This is a genomic window from Pseudomonas sp. 91RF, assembly GCF_003576265.1.
In the GTDB taxonomy this organism is placed as follows: domain Bacteria; phylum Pseudomonadota; class Gammaproteobacteria; order Pseudomonadales; family Pseudomonadaceae; genus Aquipseudomonas; species Aquipseudomonas kribbensis.
In genome coordinates, this window is the sequence record NZ_QWFC01000007.1 from 114255 (window position 1) to 128684 (window position 14430).

Sequence of the window (14430 nt, forward strand, 5' to 3'; positions counted from 1 at the left end):
TGTCGATTCAAGCCCTGGCCGTTCGACAAAGCAGTGAATCCCCCCATTCCTCACGGAGAAACACCATGCGCTTCATGATCATTGTCAAAGCCAGCCAGGATTCCGAAGCCGGCGTGATGCCCAGCGAACAGTTGCTGACCGACATGGGCAACTACAACGAGGAACTGTCCAAGGCCGGCATTCTGGTGTCCGCCGATGGCCTGCACCCGAGCAGCAAGGGCGCCCGGGTACGGTTCAGCGGCGAAAAGCGCAGCGTCATCGACGGTCCGTTCGCCGAAACCAAGGAGCTGATCGCCGGTTACTGGATCTGGGACGTGAAGTCGAAGGAAGAAGCCATCGAGTGGGTCAAGCGCTGCCCCAATCCAATGCCGGGCACCGAGGCCGAGATCGAGATTCGCCAGATATTCTGCCCGGAAGACTTTGGCGCCGAGTTCACCCCGGAACTGCGCGAGCAGGAAGAACGGATTCGCGAGCAGGCGAAAAAACACTGACAGCCCCGTTCTCGCAAACCGGCCTCCACGACTCACGCCGTGGAGGCCATCAGGCCCGCCTTATCTGGACTTCATTTTCAGATAGGATTGGTGCATGTCCGACGCCCAGCCATCGATCACGGCTTTCACGTCATCGGCCTTCATGACCTGAGAATCGTTTTCCAGAGGTTTACCCGTACCTTTACGCACGACCTGCGCCACCACCTTGTTGTTACCGCCATCGAGGAACACCGCTTCGGTGGCCAGGGTGGTTTCCTGATCGCGACTGCCACTGGCGGTCGTGACCGCTGCCGCCACCAGGGCGATCGGGATCACTTCATAGGCATGCAGGCCTTCGGTCTTGCTGCTGACGGCGGTGATGGCCGCGCGGACCACGATCACACCCGGGCCGGGTCCGCTGGCCAGCGGCAGGGATTTTCCCACTTCGCGCTTGAGCGCCTGATCATAGTAAGCCGTGATGCCGTTGAGGGTCTGTTGCGGGATTTTTACCGTTGGCTGAGGCTTGGGATAGAGCTGGGTTGGCTCGATATAGACGCTGGTGAACTTGTTGATATCGAGCTTGGGATCGACCCAGCGCATCACCTCGGCACCGGACGGTGACTTGGCCTCCTTGAGTTGGCTGTAGTCCTTGAGGAAGCCTGAATACTCGTCCGGAGCGACGGTCTTGCTGGAGCAACCCACCACGCCAAGCGTGGCAATGCACAGGGTGCTCATCATTAGGGCTAGCTTCATGCTGTAACTCCTGTCAGAAGGCCTGATTTATTGCATCGGGGAGTTACAGGTATAGCTAAAACCACAGGCTTTGCGCTTGCCGGACGGGAAATGAATCCCGCCCCGGCCTGAAGCACGGTGAACCCGATTTCAGATCAGATTCACCAGGTCGACGTCTCCCCGCTGCGCAACGCCATCTCCCGCCGACTGTGAAGCCGCATGGCCTTGATCAGCGACACCGTGCCCACCAGCAACAGCGCCGCACCAAACAGGAAGTCGATGTTGTACAGCTGGAAATCCTGCACCGGCCCCACCAGCACCGTGCGCACTACGCCGATGCCCACCAGGGTAGCGAGGAAGTCGATCCCCGGCTCGTCGCGGTAGAACACCAGCAGCAACGGCAGGCACAACACCAGCAACATCAACAGCACCACAACCTTGAACGCGCCTTTGCGCTCGACGCTGAACGCGCACTCGTGGTGGCCGTAGGCTTTGTAGTCCTCGTCGCGGACCATCACGTTTTTCTCGTTGATATAGTCGGCGCGGTTGTACTTCTGGATCGGCGTGAAGGTATTGGACATCTCCATCAGCGTGGTGATGTTCTTGAAGCGCAGGTCGACGCGCTCGTTGCCCTTGACGTAATACAGCACCGGTTTGTAGCCGTAGCGATAGGTGTCAAAAGGAAACTCGGTGACCCGGCCCTGAACGCCGATCGGGCGCGATTCGAGCTGGGCGAAGGCGCTCTTGTCGGTCGAGGCGAGGTTACGGCTCAGAGGCAGGACTTTTACTTGTTCAAGGAAGATCGGCGTGACGCCGTAGGACCACTGCAACGGCTCCAGGCGCAGACGCAGTTCGTTGCGGCCCAGGTCATAGCGGTTGAAGGTGCGCTCGGAGACCACCACCGCACCGCTGAGCATGAACTCGCCGCGCAGGTTGTTGGTGATGCGCAAGGTCAGTTGATCCTTTCCCAGCAGCGCCGCATCCGAGGACGGCGGCGTGCCGCACCACGCGGTGCTTTCGCCGACGCCGCCGAGCTGACCGCCACGGTTCTCGTTGAATACGTAGATGTAACCGGCCCACAGCGTCAGCATCAAAAGCAACGCGGTGAGGCCCAGAATCTTTTTGCCCGGACCCACTGATCAGACTCCCTTCTTCGTTCCGTCGTCCAGCCGAAAACCCGCTGGCGACGGGGACTCTACCAAAAGGCCAGCATCGACCCAAGGAAAAATCCCCGATTCATCAGGGTTCTAAGGGTTTCCCCTGCGTCACCTGCGCCGAAACAACGGCCGCGGCTCGATCACCGAGCGCCCGTACAACACGCTCATCCCCGCCAGTCCCTTGAGCGCATCCTCGGCGGATTTGTCCTCGCGCACGGCAAAGCTGTCGAAACCGCACTGGCGCATGTGGCTCAGTTGATCGCGCAGCACATCGCCAATCGCCCGCAACTCGCCTTTCCAGCCGAAGCGGCTGCGCAGCAGATAGGCCTGGCTGTAGGCGCGGCCGTCGCGAAAGCTCGGGAAGTCGAGGGCGATCAGCGGCAGCGAGGTCAACCATGGCAGCAGGCTTTCGACGCTATCGTCCGGGCCCAGCCAGACTGCGTGGGTCGAGGGCGATTCGAGCCAGTGGGCCAGCGGCAGAATCAGCATCCCGGAACCGGACGCTGTTTCAGGTGAACGGATCAGCGTCCACGGATCGTCGAGCACGATCCGCGCCCCGCTCTCTTCCATCCGCAGCAGATTGTTCATGCCGACACCTCCAGCGCTTTCAGGTAGACCCGCTCCTTGAACGGCTCCAGGCCGATGCGCGCCACGGTATCGACGAACAGCTCCTCGGCCTCGCGATAGCGCACGAAAGTGCCGATGATCCGCTCGATCACCTGCGGCACCTCGGCGGCGCTGAACGACGGGCCGATGACTTTGCCCAGCGCGCTGTTCTTGCCTTGGGCGCCGCCGAGGGTGATCTGGTACCACTCGCTGCCGTTTTTATCGACACCGAGAATCCCGATGTTGCCGATGTGGTGATGGCCGCAGGCGTTCATGCAGCCGGAGATGTTCAGGCTGATGTCACCCAGATCGTGCAGGTAATCGAGGTTGTCGAAACGCGCCTGAATCGCCTGGGCAATCGGGATCGACTTGGCGTTGGCCAGCGCACAGAAATCACCGCCGGGGCAGGCAATGATGTCGGTCAGCAGGCCGACGTTGGCGGCGCCCAGCCCCTGCTCTTTCGCCAGTTGCCACAGCGCATACAACTCGGATTTGGGCACGTCCGGCAGGACGATGTTCTGCTCGTGGGCGATGCGAATCTCGCCGAAGCCGAAACGCTCGGACCAGTCGGCCACCGCCAGCATCTGCAAACCGGTGACATCCCCCGGTGCGGCCGCAACGCCCGGTTTGGTCGACAACACCACGCTGGTGTAGCCCGGAACCTTGTGCGGCTGCACGTTGCGCGCGACCCAGCGGGCGAACGCCGGGTTGTCGGCCAGGTGTGTGCCGAAATCCAGATCGGTGCCGGCCAGCGTGCGATAGCTCGGCGGCACAAAGGCGTTGGCAACCCGCAGGTATTCATCCTCGGTCAGCTGTGCCGGGCCGTCCTTGATGTGCTGCCATTCCTCTTCGACTTCCTTGGCGAACGCTTCGATGCCCAGCGCCTTGACCAGAATCTTGATCCGCGCCTTGTACTTGTTGTCCCGCCGGCCGTGGCGGTTGTAGACCCGCAACACCGCCTCGACGTAAGACAGCAAGTGCTGCCACGGCAAGCCGTCGCGGATCTGCAAGCCAAGGATCGGCGTGCGCCCCAGACCACCGCCAACAATCACCCGCAGCAGCCTCTGCCCGTCGCGACCGGGGTAAAGGTAGAGGCCGATGTCGTGCATCATGATCGCCGCACGGTCCTGCTTCGCCGAGCAGATGGCGATCTTGAACTTGCGCGGCAGGAACAGGAATTCCGGGTTGATCGTCGACCATTGCCGCAGGATCTCCGCCAGCGGACGCGGGTCGATCAACTCGTCCGCCGCGACCCCGGCGAAGGCTTCGGTGGTGATGTTGCGCACACAGTTGCCCGAAGTCTGGATCGCATGCATGTTGACCTGCGCCAGACGTTCGAGAATGTCCGGCACTTCGTGCAGTTCGATCCAGTTGAACTGCATGTTCTGCCGCGTGGTGAAGTGGCCGTAACCACGGTCGTAGTCACTGGCGATGCTCGCCAAAGTGCGCATCTGTTCAGCACTCAGGGTGCCGTAGGGAATCGCCACCCGCAGCATGTAAGCGTGCTTTTGCATGTACAGGCCGTTCTGCAGGCGCAGCGGCAGGAATTCCTCTTCGCTCAACTCCCCGCCCATGAAGCGCTCGACCTGATCGCGAAACTGCGCAACGCGCTCGAACACCAGCGCCCGGTCGTAATCATCGTACTGGTACATCGGCCTACTACCTCGTCAGGGATTTCCTGTGGGAGCGAGCCTGCTCGCGATTGCGGTGTGTCAGGCAACGGCACTGTTGGCTGACACACCGCAATCGCGAGCAGGCTCGCTCCCACAGTTTTGTAAAAGCACTATGACGTTGCAGCGCAGCCCGTTACAGATTCACCTGAACGTATAAAAACCGTATCAGGGCGCGGCAGATGGCCGCAGGCTGAGCTTCGATCTGATCCGCACAAATGAACAATTCCTGAGCCTGTTTTGTTTCTGGCGGGGTTTCTACAGTGCAGCTCGTGCCAGACCGGGTGGCCTGGCAAGACTTTGCAACCGTGGAAGAATTGACCATGAGCACAGCAACAATCGGACAGGCTTATAACTACAAGGTCGTCCGCCAATTCGTCATCGCGACGGTTTTCTGGGGTGTCGTGGGCATGGCGATGGGGGTATGGATCGCCTCGCAACTGGTATGGCCGGACATGAATCTGGACTTGCCGTGGACCACCTTCGGCCGCTTGCGACCGTTGCACACCAGCCTTGTGATTTTCGGCTTCGCCGGCAGCGCACAATTCGCCGCCAGCTATTACGCGGTGCAGCGTACCTGCCAGGTGCGGCTGTACTCGGACAAGCTCGCCGCCTTCACCTTCTGGGGCTGGCAATCGGTGATCGTGATCATGCTGGTCACCCTGCCGATGGGCTTCACCACCACCAAGGAATACGCCGAGATCGAATTCTCCGGCGCGGTGTGGATGGCCGTGGTCTGGGTCGCGTATGCCATCGTGTTCTTCACCACGGTGGTGCAACGCAAGACCAAGCACATCTACGTCGGCAACTGGTTCTTCGGTGCATTCATCCTGGTGATCGCCATGCTGCACGTGGTCAATCACCTGTCGATTCCCGTGGACTGGTTCAAGTCCTATCCGGTGTATTCCGGCGCCACCGACGCGATGGTGCAATGGTGGTACGGGCACAACGCGGTGGGCTTCTTCCTGACCACCGGGTTCCTCGGGATGATGTATTACTTCGTGCCCAAGCAGGTCAATCGACCGGTGTATTCGTACCGGTTGTCGATCGTGCACTTCTGGGCGCTGATCACCCTGTACATCTGGGCCGGCCCGCACCATTTGCACTACACCGCGCTGCCGGACTGGGCGCAGTCGTTGGGTATGGCGATGTCGCTGATCCTTCTGGCGCCGAGCTGGGGCGGGATGATCAACGGGATGATGACGCTGTCGGGGGCCTGGCATCAGTTGCGTACCGACCCGATCTTGCGTTTCCTCGTGCTGTCGCTGGCGTTTTACGGGATGTCGACCTTCGAAGGCCCGATGATGGCGATCAAGACCGTCAACGCCCTCTCCCACTACACCGACTGGACCATCGGCCACGTACACGCCGGCGCCCTTGGCTGGGTGGCGATGATTACGTTTGGCGCGACCTATCACATGGTGCCCAAAGTCTTCGGCCGCGAGCGTATGCACAGCACACCGCTGATCAACCTGCACTTCTGGCTCGCGACCATCGGCACCGTGTTGTACATCGCGTCGATGTGGGTCAACGGGATTACACAGGGTCTGATGTGGCGGGCGATCAACGAGGACGGCACGCTGACTTATTCGTTTGTCGAAGCGTTGCAGGCCAGCCATCCGGGGTTCGTCGTGCGCTTTGCCGGCGGGGTGTTCTTCCTGACGGGCATGTTGCTGATGGCCTACAACGTGTGGCGCACGGTGCGGGTGGCGGATGTTGCGATTGCCCATCGTGAAGCGCAGATCGCCTGATCAAGGGAGCCGGTCATGTTCGATATTGTCTTGAATGTGCTGGGCGTGCTGTTTTTGTGGCTGTCGGTGGAGTATTGCTTGCGCCATGAAACGGCTGAAAGCCTGGATGATGCGAGTCTGACGCCGTTTGCGGATGATCCGGAGGTGGCGCGGCGGGTGGAGTTGGCTACGGGCAAGACTGTGAAAGCGGTGGCGCCGGAGGTGGCGAAGCCGGGGTGGGTCAATCTCGAGATGTGAGGTGCTTCAGCCTTGAGGCGTTCCCACGCTGTGTGGGAACGCCTCAGGACCCCGGTGTGTTGGACAACGTTTCACCAGAAAAAAGACGAACGGCTGGTCTTTTCAGGCTTTACCTGTCAGATCTGACAGTAGGCACTCATGGCCCGGTGATGTTTGATGACGATACCTGTTGCAGCGCATGCAACCACCGTCACAGAAACCGGAGTGCAGAAGATGAACAGTCCGCTAGTGGTGTATCCCGCCAAAGTTGTCGGGGGGATTCTGAACCCCGTTTACTACCCCAACCCCAACGTGAAGCCTCACTACGGCGTACCGCTTGCACTCTTCACCTTGCCCGGCGATCTGCTGAGTCTTGAGATTGTCCCCTGGGACGCGCAAGCGACAAACGATTCTGCCTATTTGATCATCAACAACGGCTCCCCCCAGTTCATGAAAACCATTCAACCGGGGGACGTAGGCAGGCCTTTCGACTATTCCGTGCCTAAAGCTTTTTTGACGGATGGCATCAACACGCTGGTAGTGCGGGCCATAAACACTGTCCAGCCCGGAGGAACGGATTCAATTGACCTTCTGGTCCTCGTCCACACACCGCGCCCGGGAGGAGAGGTCGCAGGCTCCGGGGACAATCCGAACCTGATCCTGTCCATGTCCCACACAAATGTGGGCCCGACAGAGGCTGCAAACGGAGTCGACGCCACCCTCACCTACCCCTACATGCGAGCAGGCGACGACATCAACCTTGATCTGGATGGTCGAACCTATCCGCATAAAGTGAGCGCAACAGAGGCGCAACAGGGTCGAGTGGTGATAAAGCTCTTCGCCAAGGATTTCTGGCAGGACAATCAACGGTTCGCCATTCGTTTCCGAGTGACCGACAGTCTCGGCAACTCCTCAGGCCCGCTAGCCATCTGGTCAGCAACCACCTACATCGATGTGCATGTGAAACAGCCTGTCCTGGATCTGATCGCGCCCAAAGTGCTGGAAGCCAAGGAAGCGAACGGTACGACCTTGAATTTCGAGAAAGACTTTTATGAGAACGCCCACGCCACCGTGGAAGTGCAATACACAGGTTCCAATACAGGACAAAAGGTCAGGGTCTATTGCATCGGGCGCGCAGAAACCCACGGCAGCGAGACCCAGACAATTTCTTCAGCCGGGCAAAAATTGACGTTTTTGATCCCTCGTCGAGTGATCGTCGACTCCATCGCCAACAAGATCCAATTCTCTTACACCGTCATTCCTCCAAACACAGTACCCGAGCTTCCCTCAAAAGACCTCGACGTCAACATCACCCGACAGAAACACATCTGTGGCGTACCCACGATCAACGCTGCCAGAGACAACCTCAGGCTTTACGCCCCAAATCCTCTCGAAGCGCAATACACAGCACGTATCTCGTTAACCATCGATGGTCAGACACGTCTCGACAGCAACGAGGTTCCTTACAGGCAGGGCGCCTATATGGACTTCGCGGTGCCGTCAGGCTGGATAAGCAACAACCGGGGGAAAACAGGCTATTTCAACTACTCCATCAGGCGTACGGGGAGTACGGACCCCATCATCTTTTCGCCGTATTTGAAGATTTCCCTCTAAGAAGGCTCATCTTCAATAACAACGCCAAGAACCCGCTGGCCCGCTAAACGGGCCGAGGATCAAATCATGCACAAAATAATCTGCACACTTCCCCTGGTGCTGCTTGTCGGTTGCGCGCAAGTGGCAACTCAGCCAGTCGAAGTTCGCACATCCCCTCGCTCCGCAGCGGACAGCTACATCCAGACGGTGGAGCGTTGCTCGAGTTACGTCGCCAGCGCGCGGTGGATATACCGGAACTACGAGTGGACGATTTCCATCAAGCCAACCGACTGCGCCCGACGAACACCTCCGGAAGGCACGGCCTATTTGTGGGATGAACTCACCCGTGATTATTCCAACAGTCGTTACTGGACGAACACCCACGGCCTGCGCCACCAATTGATTTGCCATCTGATGGTTGCGCGGGACAAACCGGAGTGGAACCTGGAGCCCTGGCGCCCGGATGTAGGGCTTACCAAAACCGTGGCAGCGGGCTGCAACCATGAGGAGCCATTGCCTGAAGTAGCCCCTTGAATGGGCACAGGGTTATTCAAGAGATGATCAAGGCATGGCAACCGATCACGGCAGCCACCTGGCTAATGCATCGTGCACAAAGGAGCACAGGCGATGTACAGAATAATCAGCTCATTAGTGCTGGCCCTGCTGGTTGGTTGCTCACAGGTTTCAACGCAACCACCCATTTCCGTTAATGCCGATGGTGTACAAATACTTGATGGCCCAGCCATCGCCACTCAATTGAACACCTTGTACGGGCGCAAATTCCCGAACTGCAACAAATCCGATTCGCAGCCCGCATTCCTGTGTTCAGGGGTGACCCTGCGAGTCACCGTTAAAGATCCGAACAACCAGTATAAAGTCTGGGATCCCAGCCCAACCTCGGTGAAGAGCGGCGGTGTGTCGTTTTCCTATTTGCGTCAGGATGCCAATTTCGGCCGCCTGGCCTGGGGTAACGGCAATGGATATATCCTCTACCCGATTTTCGAAGCACCAAAAGACAAGGAAGACCTGGATTACCTGTGCTCCTACCCCGAAGATGCCTGGACCTGGCACCGCAGTGAAACAGCCGTCTGTGTGGCTCACCCTTCTTATCCAACACAAAGCCAACTGTGTCAGGACGCAGGCGTGACAACAGCAGAACAATGGTTGGCCGTCTGGAACACTGCCGGCGGCAATCCCAATTTGCGCCAGTGCGGGTTTGATGTTCGTGACGAACGCAACTATCTGGCCGGCCCTGCTTTTTATCAATCGGTGCGTAGCAAGGAGTTGCGAGGCGCGGCCGGCTTTGGCAGCCATAACGAGATCCTGATAAAAACCTGGGCATCGCGCCATCCGAACACGTTCCCGATCATGGCGTTTTTCTTCATCGCCGGGGGTAGCAATGCGGGCCTCGCTGATGCCCGGTACAACCAGCAGGACTTCTACAACTCGACCAACCCGAAAATCATTGTGCCGATCATACGTTTGACTCCCGCCACGAGTGCAACCGGGGCAGCCACATTCACTTACGTCGCCGCAGATCAGCAGGTCACCCAATGAAATCTCACACTGGGTCGATGGGTAAGGCACGTAACAAGCCGTCTGCCTGACTCTTGGTCGTCGTACAGGTGGCGGGGGAACGACGCAACCGCGCCATGCTCAGGGTATCGACCCACTGCCCGTCGCGCACGGCGTAATCGCGAAACAGGCCCTCGGTCTCGAAGCCGAACTTGCGATAGAGACCGATGGCCGCTTCGTTGTCGGCGTACACCGAGAGCTCGACGCGGTGCAGGTTCATCCAGTTGTCGGCGACATCCAGCGCCGCCGACAACAGCATCGAACCCACGCCCTTGCCCTGCCACGCCACCGCGACGGCCATGCCGACACTGCCGGCGTGGCTGCGGCGCACACGGGAAAAAGCCTCCAGCCCGAGATGCCCGATCACCGCACCTTGATGCAACGCCACCAGTTTCACCATCCGTTCGTTTTCCGGCATCAGTCGTTGACGCCAGATCTCGGCAGACTGAAACGGCATCTGCAACACCTGCCGGGTCACGGCCGGATCGTTGTAGAGCGCAGTGACACCTTCGACGTGGGATTCGCTGAAGCGTTCGAGGTGAATGGCGGGGTTGTGCTCAGGCATGAAAGATCCCTCCTGGATCAGTGCGTGGCCGGTCACTGTAAACCGCTTCTCCACGGATTCGCCACGACTGTTTAAAGCCGTTGACAGAAACGTCCGGCAAGCCACAACGCCTTGCGCCATTGCCTACGCATCCGCCAGAATCCGCCGGCTTGTGTGCCTTGGGGGCCGGCTCTATCGTTTCCAGGTCGCTGATGAATCAGCGATCGGGTTTAGCAGCTCGGTTAATTTTCAAGGCACGTTGGCTTCGCCATTTCTGTTTTATGGCGGCTTGCGTGGGGCACTTCGGTGCGCCGGGATCCTTGAGCCTGGTCTGCTAACCCGCGTACAGCCGCCACCTCATTCGTTTAGCAGCGGTGGATGACGGCTCCATTTCTCAAGGAGCTTCACAATGATCAAACCAACACCAAACCCACCCGAAACCGACCCGACCTCGCCCTACGAAACCCTCGATTCCAAGAAATTCCACGAAGCCGCCGAGCGCGCCCTCGATCACTACCTCAACCCGTTCCACCCCAGAAAACCGATGCTCAAACCCAACACCCGCTACCTCATCGCTCCCGGCATCCCCAATGAAGAACTGCTGGCCGACGCCTGCGAAACCCTGACCTCGGCCAAAACCATGGCCAGCGATTTCGCCGGGATGATCGACACTCCACAGCGGCATGTGCTGTTGGGGATTGCGCAGTTGATCATGCTGGGGGAACTGGCCGTGAATCGGGTGCTGGATAATCTGGATGTGGCGGCTGAACCTCGGCCCTGAGTGCTTAAACCAAAACGGCCCTGCATGGGCCGTTTTCGTTAGATCGTTCCCACGCTCTGAAAAAAGGGGACGAATTTATTGAATTAAGTCCGTCCTTTTTAAGCGGTTATTCAAACCACTCCTGCCGCTCATTGAACGTTCTCTGAATCAACTCAACCAACGTCTGCACTTCAGCCACATCCCGCGATGCGGAATTAACCGCCAACCACACCTGCAATCGCATCGCCTCCTCAAACAACCCCGGCAACGCCACCAACCCGCGATCAAACCGGCTCATGTACATCGGCAGCAAACCAATGCACGCGCTGCACCGGATCATCTCCAGCATTAACTCGTAGGACTGCATCTGCACCACGCCAGCCAGACGTTGCTCGACCAGATTGTTCCACGGCCGGAAGCTGTCGATCTGCCGATCATGCTGCCATTGCACCAGCATGAAATCGGCAAGATCATCGGGACTTTCCGGGCGTGCAGTCACGCGGGAGTAGCGTTTGGCAATGTGCGGCTGATATTCCAGCTGCGCCAGACGTTGCGGTTCGCTGGTGGCGAATGTCGGGCCGGGGTGCGGGGTGTCGCCGTGGGCGAGCCACAGCACGATGTCGGCACTGACCGCGCGCAGGGCCAGTTCGCTGTCGAGGGCGATGATCTCCAGGCGCACGCTGGCGTTGCGGCGCAGCAGTGCGATGAGGTCGCGGCCGAGGATGTCGTGCAGGATTGATTCGGCGACCGCCAGCCTGATCAGGGGTTGCTCGATCACAGGGAGTTTGCGTTCGTGGGCCAGGGCAACCAGTTGCGCCTGTAATTGCTGGCCTTCGCGGGTCAGGGTCAAGGCACTGCCCTGGAAGCTGAACAGCGCGCATTGCAGTTGCTGTTCGAGTTGCGCCAGTTGCTTGCGCAGCAGGGTCGAGCGCACGTTGAGGCTGCGGGCGGCCTGCATGAAACAACCGCAACGGGCGCTGACCAGAAAGTATTGCGCGATCTCGCCCTCGATCTTCGCAACCTGCGCCAGCCAGGGTTCGGCCTTTTCCTGCGGCCAGCGAAAATCGGGGCTGCCCTGTCGTCCTGCGGGTTCGGTGAATGACATCGATGACTCCCTGTCGATCTTTGTATTTATGAATTCCACACATCCCCATGTGGGAGCGAGCCTGCTCGCGAAGGCGGCGTTTCAGTCACCGCAAGTGTTGAATGTGCAGACGCTTTCGTCGGAGCGCCGCCCGGAGCAGGCTCGCTCCCACAGGGGTTCAGTGGTGAATCTGAATTACAGCTTTTCCTCCAGCACCTTGTTGAGCTCGGCCCCGTCGATGCTCAGCGTCGCGGTGTTGAGCATGCCGTCCAGATACGCCTGGGCGATCTGTTCCTGACGCTGTGCCCGCAAGGCCTGAGTCAGTTGGTCACGCAATTCGTCAAGGGTCGCGGTACGGGCCGGTTGTTGTTCGGTGAGTTTGATCACGTGGAAACCGGCGCTGCTTTGAACGGGATCGGAGACCGCGCCGACCTTGAGCCGCGCCACGGCGCCACGCACTTCCGGCACCAGTTGCTGCAACGGTTGCAGGCCCGTATCACCACCGCGCTCGGCAGTCAGCCGGTCCTGAGAAAACTCTTTGGCCAGTGCTGCAAACTCCGCCGGGGTTGCCTGCGCCTTCTTGCTCAGATCCACCGCCTGCTTGCGCACAGCTTCAAGATTCTGCGGCTCGTTCACCCCGAGGAAAATCTGGCTCACCCGATACAGCGCCGGCGTCTGCCAGTTGGCCTTGCCTGCGTCATAGGCCTGCTGCAACTCGGCAGCGCTCGGGTAATCCGCCGGCACTTTACTCACCGACTGCAAATAGTCGCGGAACACGATCTGTTCGGTGGCCGCGCGGGTTTGCCGCACCACGTCCGGACGCTGCGCCCAGCCTTGGGCATCGGCCTGTTCCAGCACGGCTTTTTCGGCCAGGCGTGAACGTATCCAGCGCTCCAGCGCCTCGCGATTGCCGCGCAGTTGTTCGCGAGTCTGTGGTGGAACAGCCGCCAGCAACGCCTGCAATTCCTCCGGCGTGACCTGCTGATTGCCCAGTCGCGCCACCGCCGGCCCGGCACTGGCGCCCACGACCGGCGCCGGTTGCTGGGCGGCGACCGGGTCATTGCCCGGCCGCACCACCAGCGCCACGGCCACCACCAACAGCGCCACCGCAGCGGCGCTGATTACCATGGCAGGTTTTGTCACAGCGCGACTTCCTCTGGCTCAACCTTTGGTGCCTGAGCGGCAGCAGCGTTCTGGGTGAAATCACGCAGGTACACGATGAACTCCTGAAGCAGGCGATCCCACAGTTCCAGGTTGCCGCGCAGGTAATCGCTGCTCACGCCAGCGGCCACCACCACGTCCATTTCCATCACCAGAAATTCGCCCTGCAACGACAACCGGGCAAAGCGACGGGTCGCGTTCCACTGCTCGGCCACACCGGCCGGCAACTCACCCTGCACGCGCAAGGCGCAGCTGAAGGTGAAGTCGACGTAGCTGCCCTGCTCCACCACCGCCGGGTTGCCGAAACGCACCGCGTAACCGATGCCCTGACTGGCGCTGAGCAACTGGACGATACCGTTCTGTTCGGTCTGGTTGACGCGGTAACCGGCGGCTTGCAGTACGTCGGTCAGGGATTGCGGGGATACGTGGGAGATCAATTGAGTCATTACTTCTTCCTTGTCTATGAGTCTTTTAATCAGTGCGCGATCGCGGCTTGCGGCGCATCGAATTGTGTCTTGTACAGGTCATCGCCGAAGCCCTGAGCCAGTTCATCGAACTTGACCCGGGCGCTGCCGGCGAAGGGCTGGCGGATCTTCATCACCTCGGCCACATCGATGTTTTCGTAGGCGGTGAGGATCTGCTTGGCCACGCCGTACATTTGCTGATTCTTGACCGAACATTGCTGCACTTGTGTGTCACGTTCGGCCAATTGCGCTTGAAGCTTAGACCGTTCTGCCTCTTTGGCACGGGCCATGACCAACAGCTCGTCATAGGCCTTCTTGAACTTGCCGGTCTGTTCGTTGCTGGCCGCCACCTGCGCCTGGGCCTGGCTGTGCAGGCTCTGCTGCTGCCCGGCCAGTTGCTCGGCGAGGCCTTTGGCCTTGGCCAGTTCGGCAGTCAATTGCTTGATCTGCGCCTGTGCTGCCTTGGCTTCGTTCTGCGCCGCCAGTTGCGCGGCGCTGGCCTGAGCCTGTTGACTCTGCAGGGCTTGCAGCTGCTGGGTGGTGCTGCGCAATTGCGTGCGCAGGCGCTCCTCCATGCCTTCGGCGCTCGCCCCGGTGGCGATCAACATCCCGAGTCCAAGCCATAAAAAGCGGATTTTCATAACCCT

General features: G+C 59.6%; 16 protein-coding genes. 7 read left to right on the plus strand and 9 right to left on the minus strand.

All coding sequences use genetic code 11. The features are described 5' to 3' along the window. Positions 1–65: 65 nt before the first annotated feature. Positions 66–491: a YciI family protein gene (locus DXT77_RS00740; protein ID WP_085708233.1), complete on the plus strand. Its 426-nt coding sequence runs from the start codon at positions 66–68 to the stop codon at positions 489–491. Between the two features lie 60 nt (positions 492–551). Here the strand turns inward: DXT77_RS00740 and DXT77_RS00745 are convergent, their stop codons facing one another. From DXT77_RS00745 to DXT77_RS00760, 4 genes are all read right to left on the minus strand, one after another. Beyond that, positions 552–1223, minus strand: a complete 672-nt coding sequence (locus tag DXT77_RS00745; protein WP_119426232.1) for a DUF3313 domain-containing protein — start codon at positions 1221–1223, stop codon at positions 552–554. Between the two features lie 140 nt (positions 1224–1363). Continuing rightward, entirely contained in the window at positions 1364–2338 is a 975-nt protein-coding gene (locus tag DXT77_RS00750; RefSeq protein WP_085708235.1) for a hypothetical protein, read from the minus strand. Positions 2339–2467: 129 nt separating this feature from the next. Continuing rightward, positions 2468–2947: a DUF934 domain-containing protein gene (locus DXT77_RS00755; protein WP_119426233.1), complete on the minus strand. Its 480-nt coding sequence runs from the start codon at positions 2945–2947 to the stop codon at positions 2468–2470. Beyond that, complete coding sequence (locus tag DXT77_RS00760) at positions 2944–4617, minus strand: nitrite/sulfite reductase (protein WP_119426234.1); 1674 nt, start codon at positions 4615–4617, stop codon at positions 2944–2946. Before DXT77_RS00760 ends, DXT77_RS00755 begins: the two co-directional genes overlap by 4 nt. A gap of 341 nt (positions 4618–4958) precedes the next feature. Here DXT77_RS00760 and ccoN point away from each other — a divergent pair, with 341 nt between their 5' ends. The 5 genes from ccoN to DXT77_RS00785 all read left to right on the plus strand — a co-directional run bounded on the left by ccoN (position 4959) and on the right by DXT77_RS00785 (position 9752). Then, the gene (gene ccoN, locus DXT77_RS00765) at positions 4959–6386 is read left to right on the plus strand and encodes a cytochrome-c oxidase, cbb3-type subunit I (RefSeq protein ID WP_119426257.1); all 1428 of its coding nucleotides are present in this window, start codon (positions 4959–4961) and stop codon (positions 6384–6386) included. A 15-nt stretch (positions 6387–6401) separates the two neighbouring features. Further along, on the plus strand, positions 6402–6623 hold the full coding sequence (locus tag DXT77_RS00770; protein ID WP_085708239.1) for a CcoQ/FixQ family Cbb3-type cytochrome c oxidase assembly chaperone: 222 nt from the start codon (positions 6402–6404) through the stop codon (positions 6621–6623). Positions 6624–6779: 156 nt separating this feature from the next. Beyond that, entirely contained in the window at positions 6780–8216 is a 1437-nt protein-coding gene (locus tag DXT77_RS00775) for a hypothetical protein (protein WP_256662846.1), read from the plus strand. A gap of 66 nt (positions 8217–8282) precedes the next feature. Beyond that, on the plus strand, positions 8283–8729 hold the full coding sequence (locus DXT77_RS00780; protein WP_119426236.1) for a DUF2599 domain-containing protein: 447 nt from the start codon (positions 8283–8285) through the stop codon (positions 8727–8729). Positions 8730–8822: 93 nt separating this feature from the next. Further along, positions 8823–9752: a halovibrin HvnC gene (locus DXT77_RS00785; protein WP_119426237.1), complete on the plus strand. Its 930-nt coding sequence runs from the start codon at positions 8823–8825 to the stop codon at positions 9750–9752. Between the two features lie 4 nt (positions 9753–9756). Here the strand turns inward: DXT77_RS00785 and DXT77_RS00790 are convergent, their stop codons facing one another. Next, the gene (locus tag DXT77_RS00790) at positions 9757–10335 is read right to left on the minus strand and encodes a GNAT family N-acetyltransferase (RefSeq protein ID WP_256662847.1); all 579 of its coding nucleotides are present in this window, start codon (positions 10333–10335) and stop codon (positions 9757–9759) included. A 388-nt stretch (positions 10336–10723) separates the two neighbouring features. Here DXT77_RS00790 and DXT77_RS00795 point away from each other — a divergent pair, with 388 nt between their 5' ends. Next, on the plus strand, positions 10724–11095 hold the full coding sequence (locus DXT77_RS00795) for a DUF6124 family protein (RefSeq protein WP_119426238.1): 372 nt from the start codon (positions 10724–10726) through the stop codon (positions 11093–11095). Positions 11096–11201: 106 nt separating this feature from the next. On the opposite strand, the gene DXT77_RS00800 is transcribed toward DXT77_RS00795, so the two are convergent. The 4 genes from DXT77_RS00800 to DXT77_RS00815 form a co-directional block, all read right to left on the minus strand. Continuing rightward, positions 11202–12179: a LysR family transcriptional regulator gene (locus DXT77_RS00800; RefSeq protein WP_119426239.1), complete on the minus strand. Its 978-nt coding sequence runs from the start codon at positions 12177–12179 to the stop codon at positions 11202–11204. 174 nt (positions 12180–12353) lie between these two features. Continuing rightward, on the minus strand, positions 12354–13286 hold the full coding sequence (locus DXT77_RS00805) for a peptidylprolyl isomerase (RefSeq protein ID WP_372238662.1): 933 nt from the start codon (positions 13284–13286) through the stop codon (positions 12354–12356). An 11-nt stretch (positions 13287–13297) separates the two neighbouring features. Next, the gene (locus tag DXT77_RS00810; RefSeq protein ID WP_119426241.1) at positions 13298–13765 is read right to left on the minus strand and encodes a YbjN domain-containing protein; all 468 of its coding nucleotides are present in this window, start codon (positions 13763–13765) and stop codon (positions 13298–13300) included. 29 nt (positions 13766–13794) lie between these two features. Beyond that, on the minus strand, positions 13795–14424 hold the full coding sequence (locus DXT77_RS00815; RefSeq protein WP_119426242.1) for a DNA repair protein: 630 nt from the start codon (positions 14422–14424) through the stop codon (positions 13795–13797). Positions 14425–14430: the final 6 nt, after the last annotated feature.

Coding starts and splice junctions, on each gene's coding strand:
- DXT77_RS00740 (WP_085708233.1), top strand. CDS start 66: ATGCGCTTCATGATCATTGTCAAAGCCAGCCAGGATTCCGAAGCCGGC.
- DXT77_RS00745 (WP_119426232.1), bottom strand. CDS start 1,223: ATGAAGCTAGCCCTAATGATGAGCACCCTGTGCATTGCCACGCTTGGC.
- DXT77_RS00755 (WP_119426233.1), bottom strand. CDS start 2,947: ATGAACAATCTGCTGCGGATGGAAGAGAGCGGGGCGCGGATCGTGCTC.
- DXT77_RS00760 (WP_119426234.1), bottom strand. CDS start 4,617: ATGTACCAGTACGATGATTACGACCGGGCGCTGGTGTTCGAGCGCGTT.
- ccoN (WP_119426257.1), top strand. CDS start 4,959: ATGAGCACAGCAACAATCGGACAGGCTTATAACTACAAGGTCGTCCGC.
- DXT77_RS00770 (WP_085708239.1), top strand. CDS start 6,402: ATGTTCGATATTGTCTTGAATGTGCTGGGCGTGCTGTTTTTGTGGCTG.
- DXT77_RS00775 (WP_256662846.1), top strand. CDS start 6,780: ATGACGATACCTGTTGCAGCGCATGCAACCACCGTCACAGAAACCGGA.
- DXT77_RS00780 (WP_119426236.1), top strand. CDS start 8,283: ATGCACAAAATAATCTGCACACTTCCCCTGGTGCTGCTTGTCGGTTGC.
- DXT77_RS00785 (WP_119426237.1), top strand. CDS start 8,823: ATGTACAGAATAATCAGCTCATTAGTGCTGGCCCTGCTGGTTGGTTGC.
- DXT77_RS00790 (WP_256662847.1), bottom strand. CDS start 10,335: ATGCCTGAGCACAACCCCGCCATTCACCTCGAACGCTTCAGCGAATCC.
- DXT77_RS00795 (WP_119426238.1), top strand. CDS start 10,724: ATGATCAAACCAACACCAAACCCACCCGAAACCGACCCGACCTCGCCC.
- DXT77_RS00800 (WP_119426239.1), bottom strand. CDS start 12,179: ATGTCATTCACCGAACCCGCAGGACGACAGGGCAGCCCCGATTTTCGC.
- DXT77_RS00805 (WP_372238662.1), bottom strand. CDS start 13,286: ATGGTAATCAGCGCCGCTGCGGTGGCGCTGTTGGTGGTGGCCGTGGCG.
- DXT77_RS00810 (WP_119426241.1), bottom strand. CDS start 13,765: ATGACTCAATTGATCTCCCACGTATCCCCGCAATCCCTGACCGACGTA.
- DXT77_RS00815 (WP_119426242.1), bottom strand. CDS start 14,424: ATGAAAATCCGCTTTTTATGGCTTGGACTCGGGATGTTGATCGCCACC.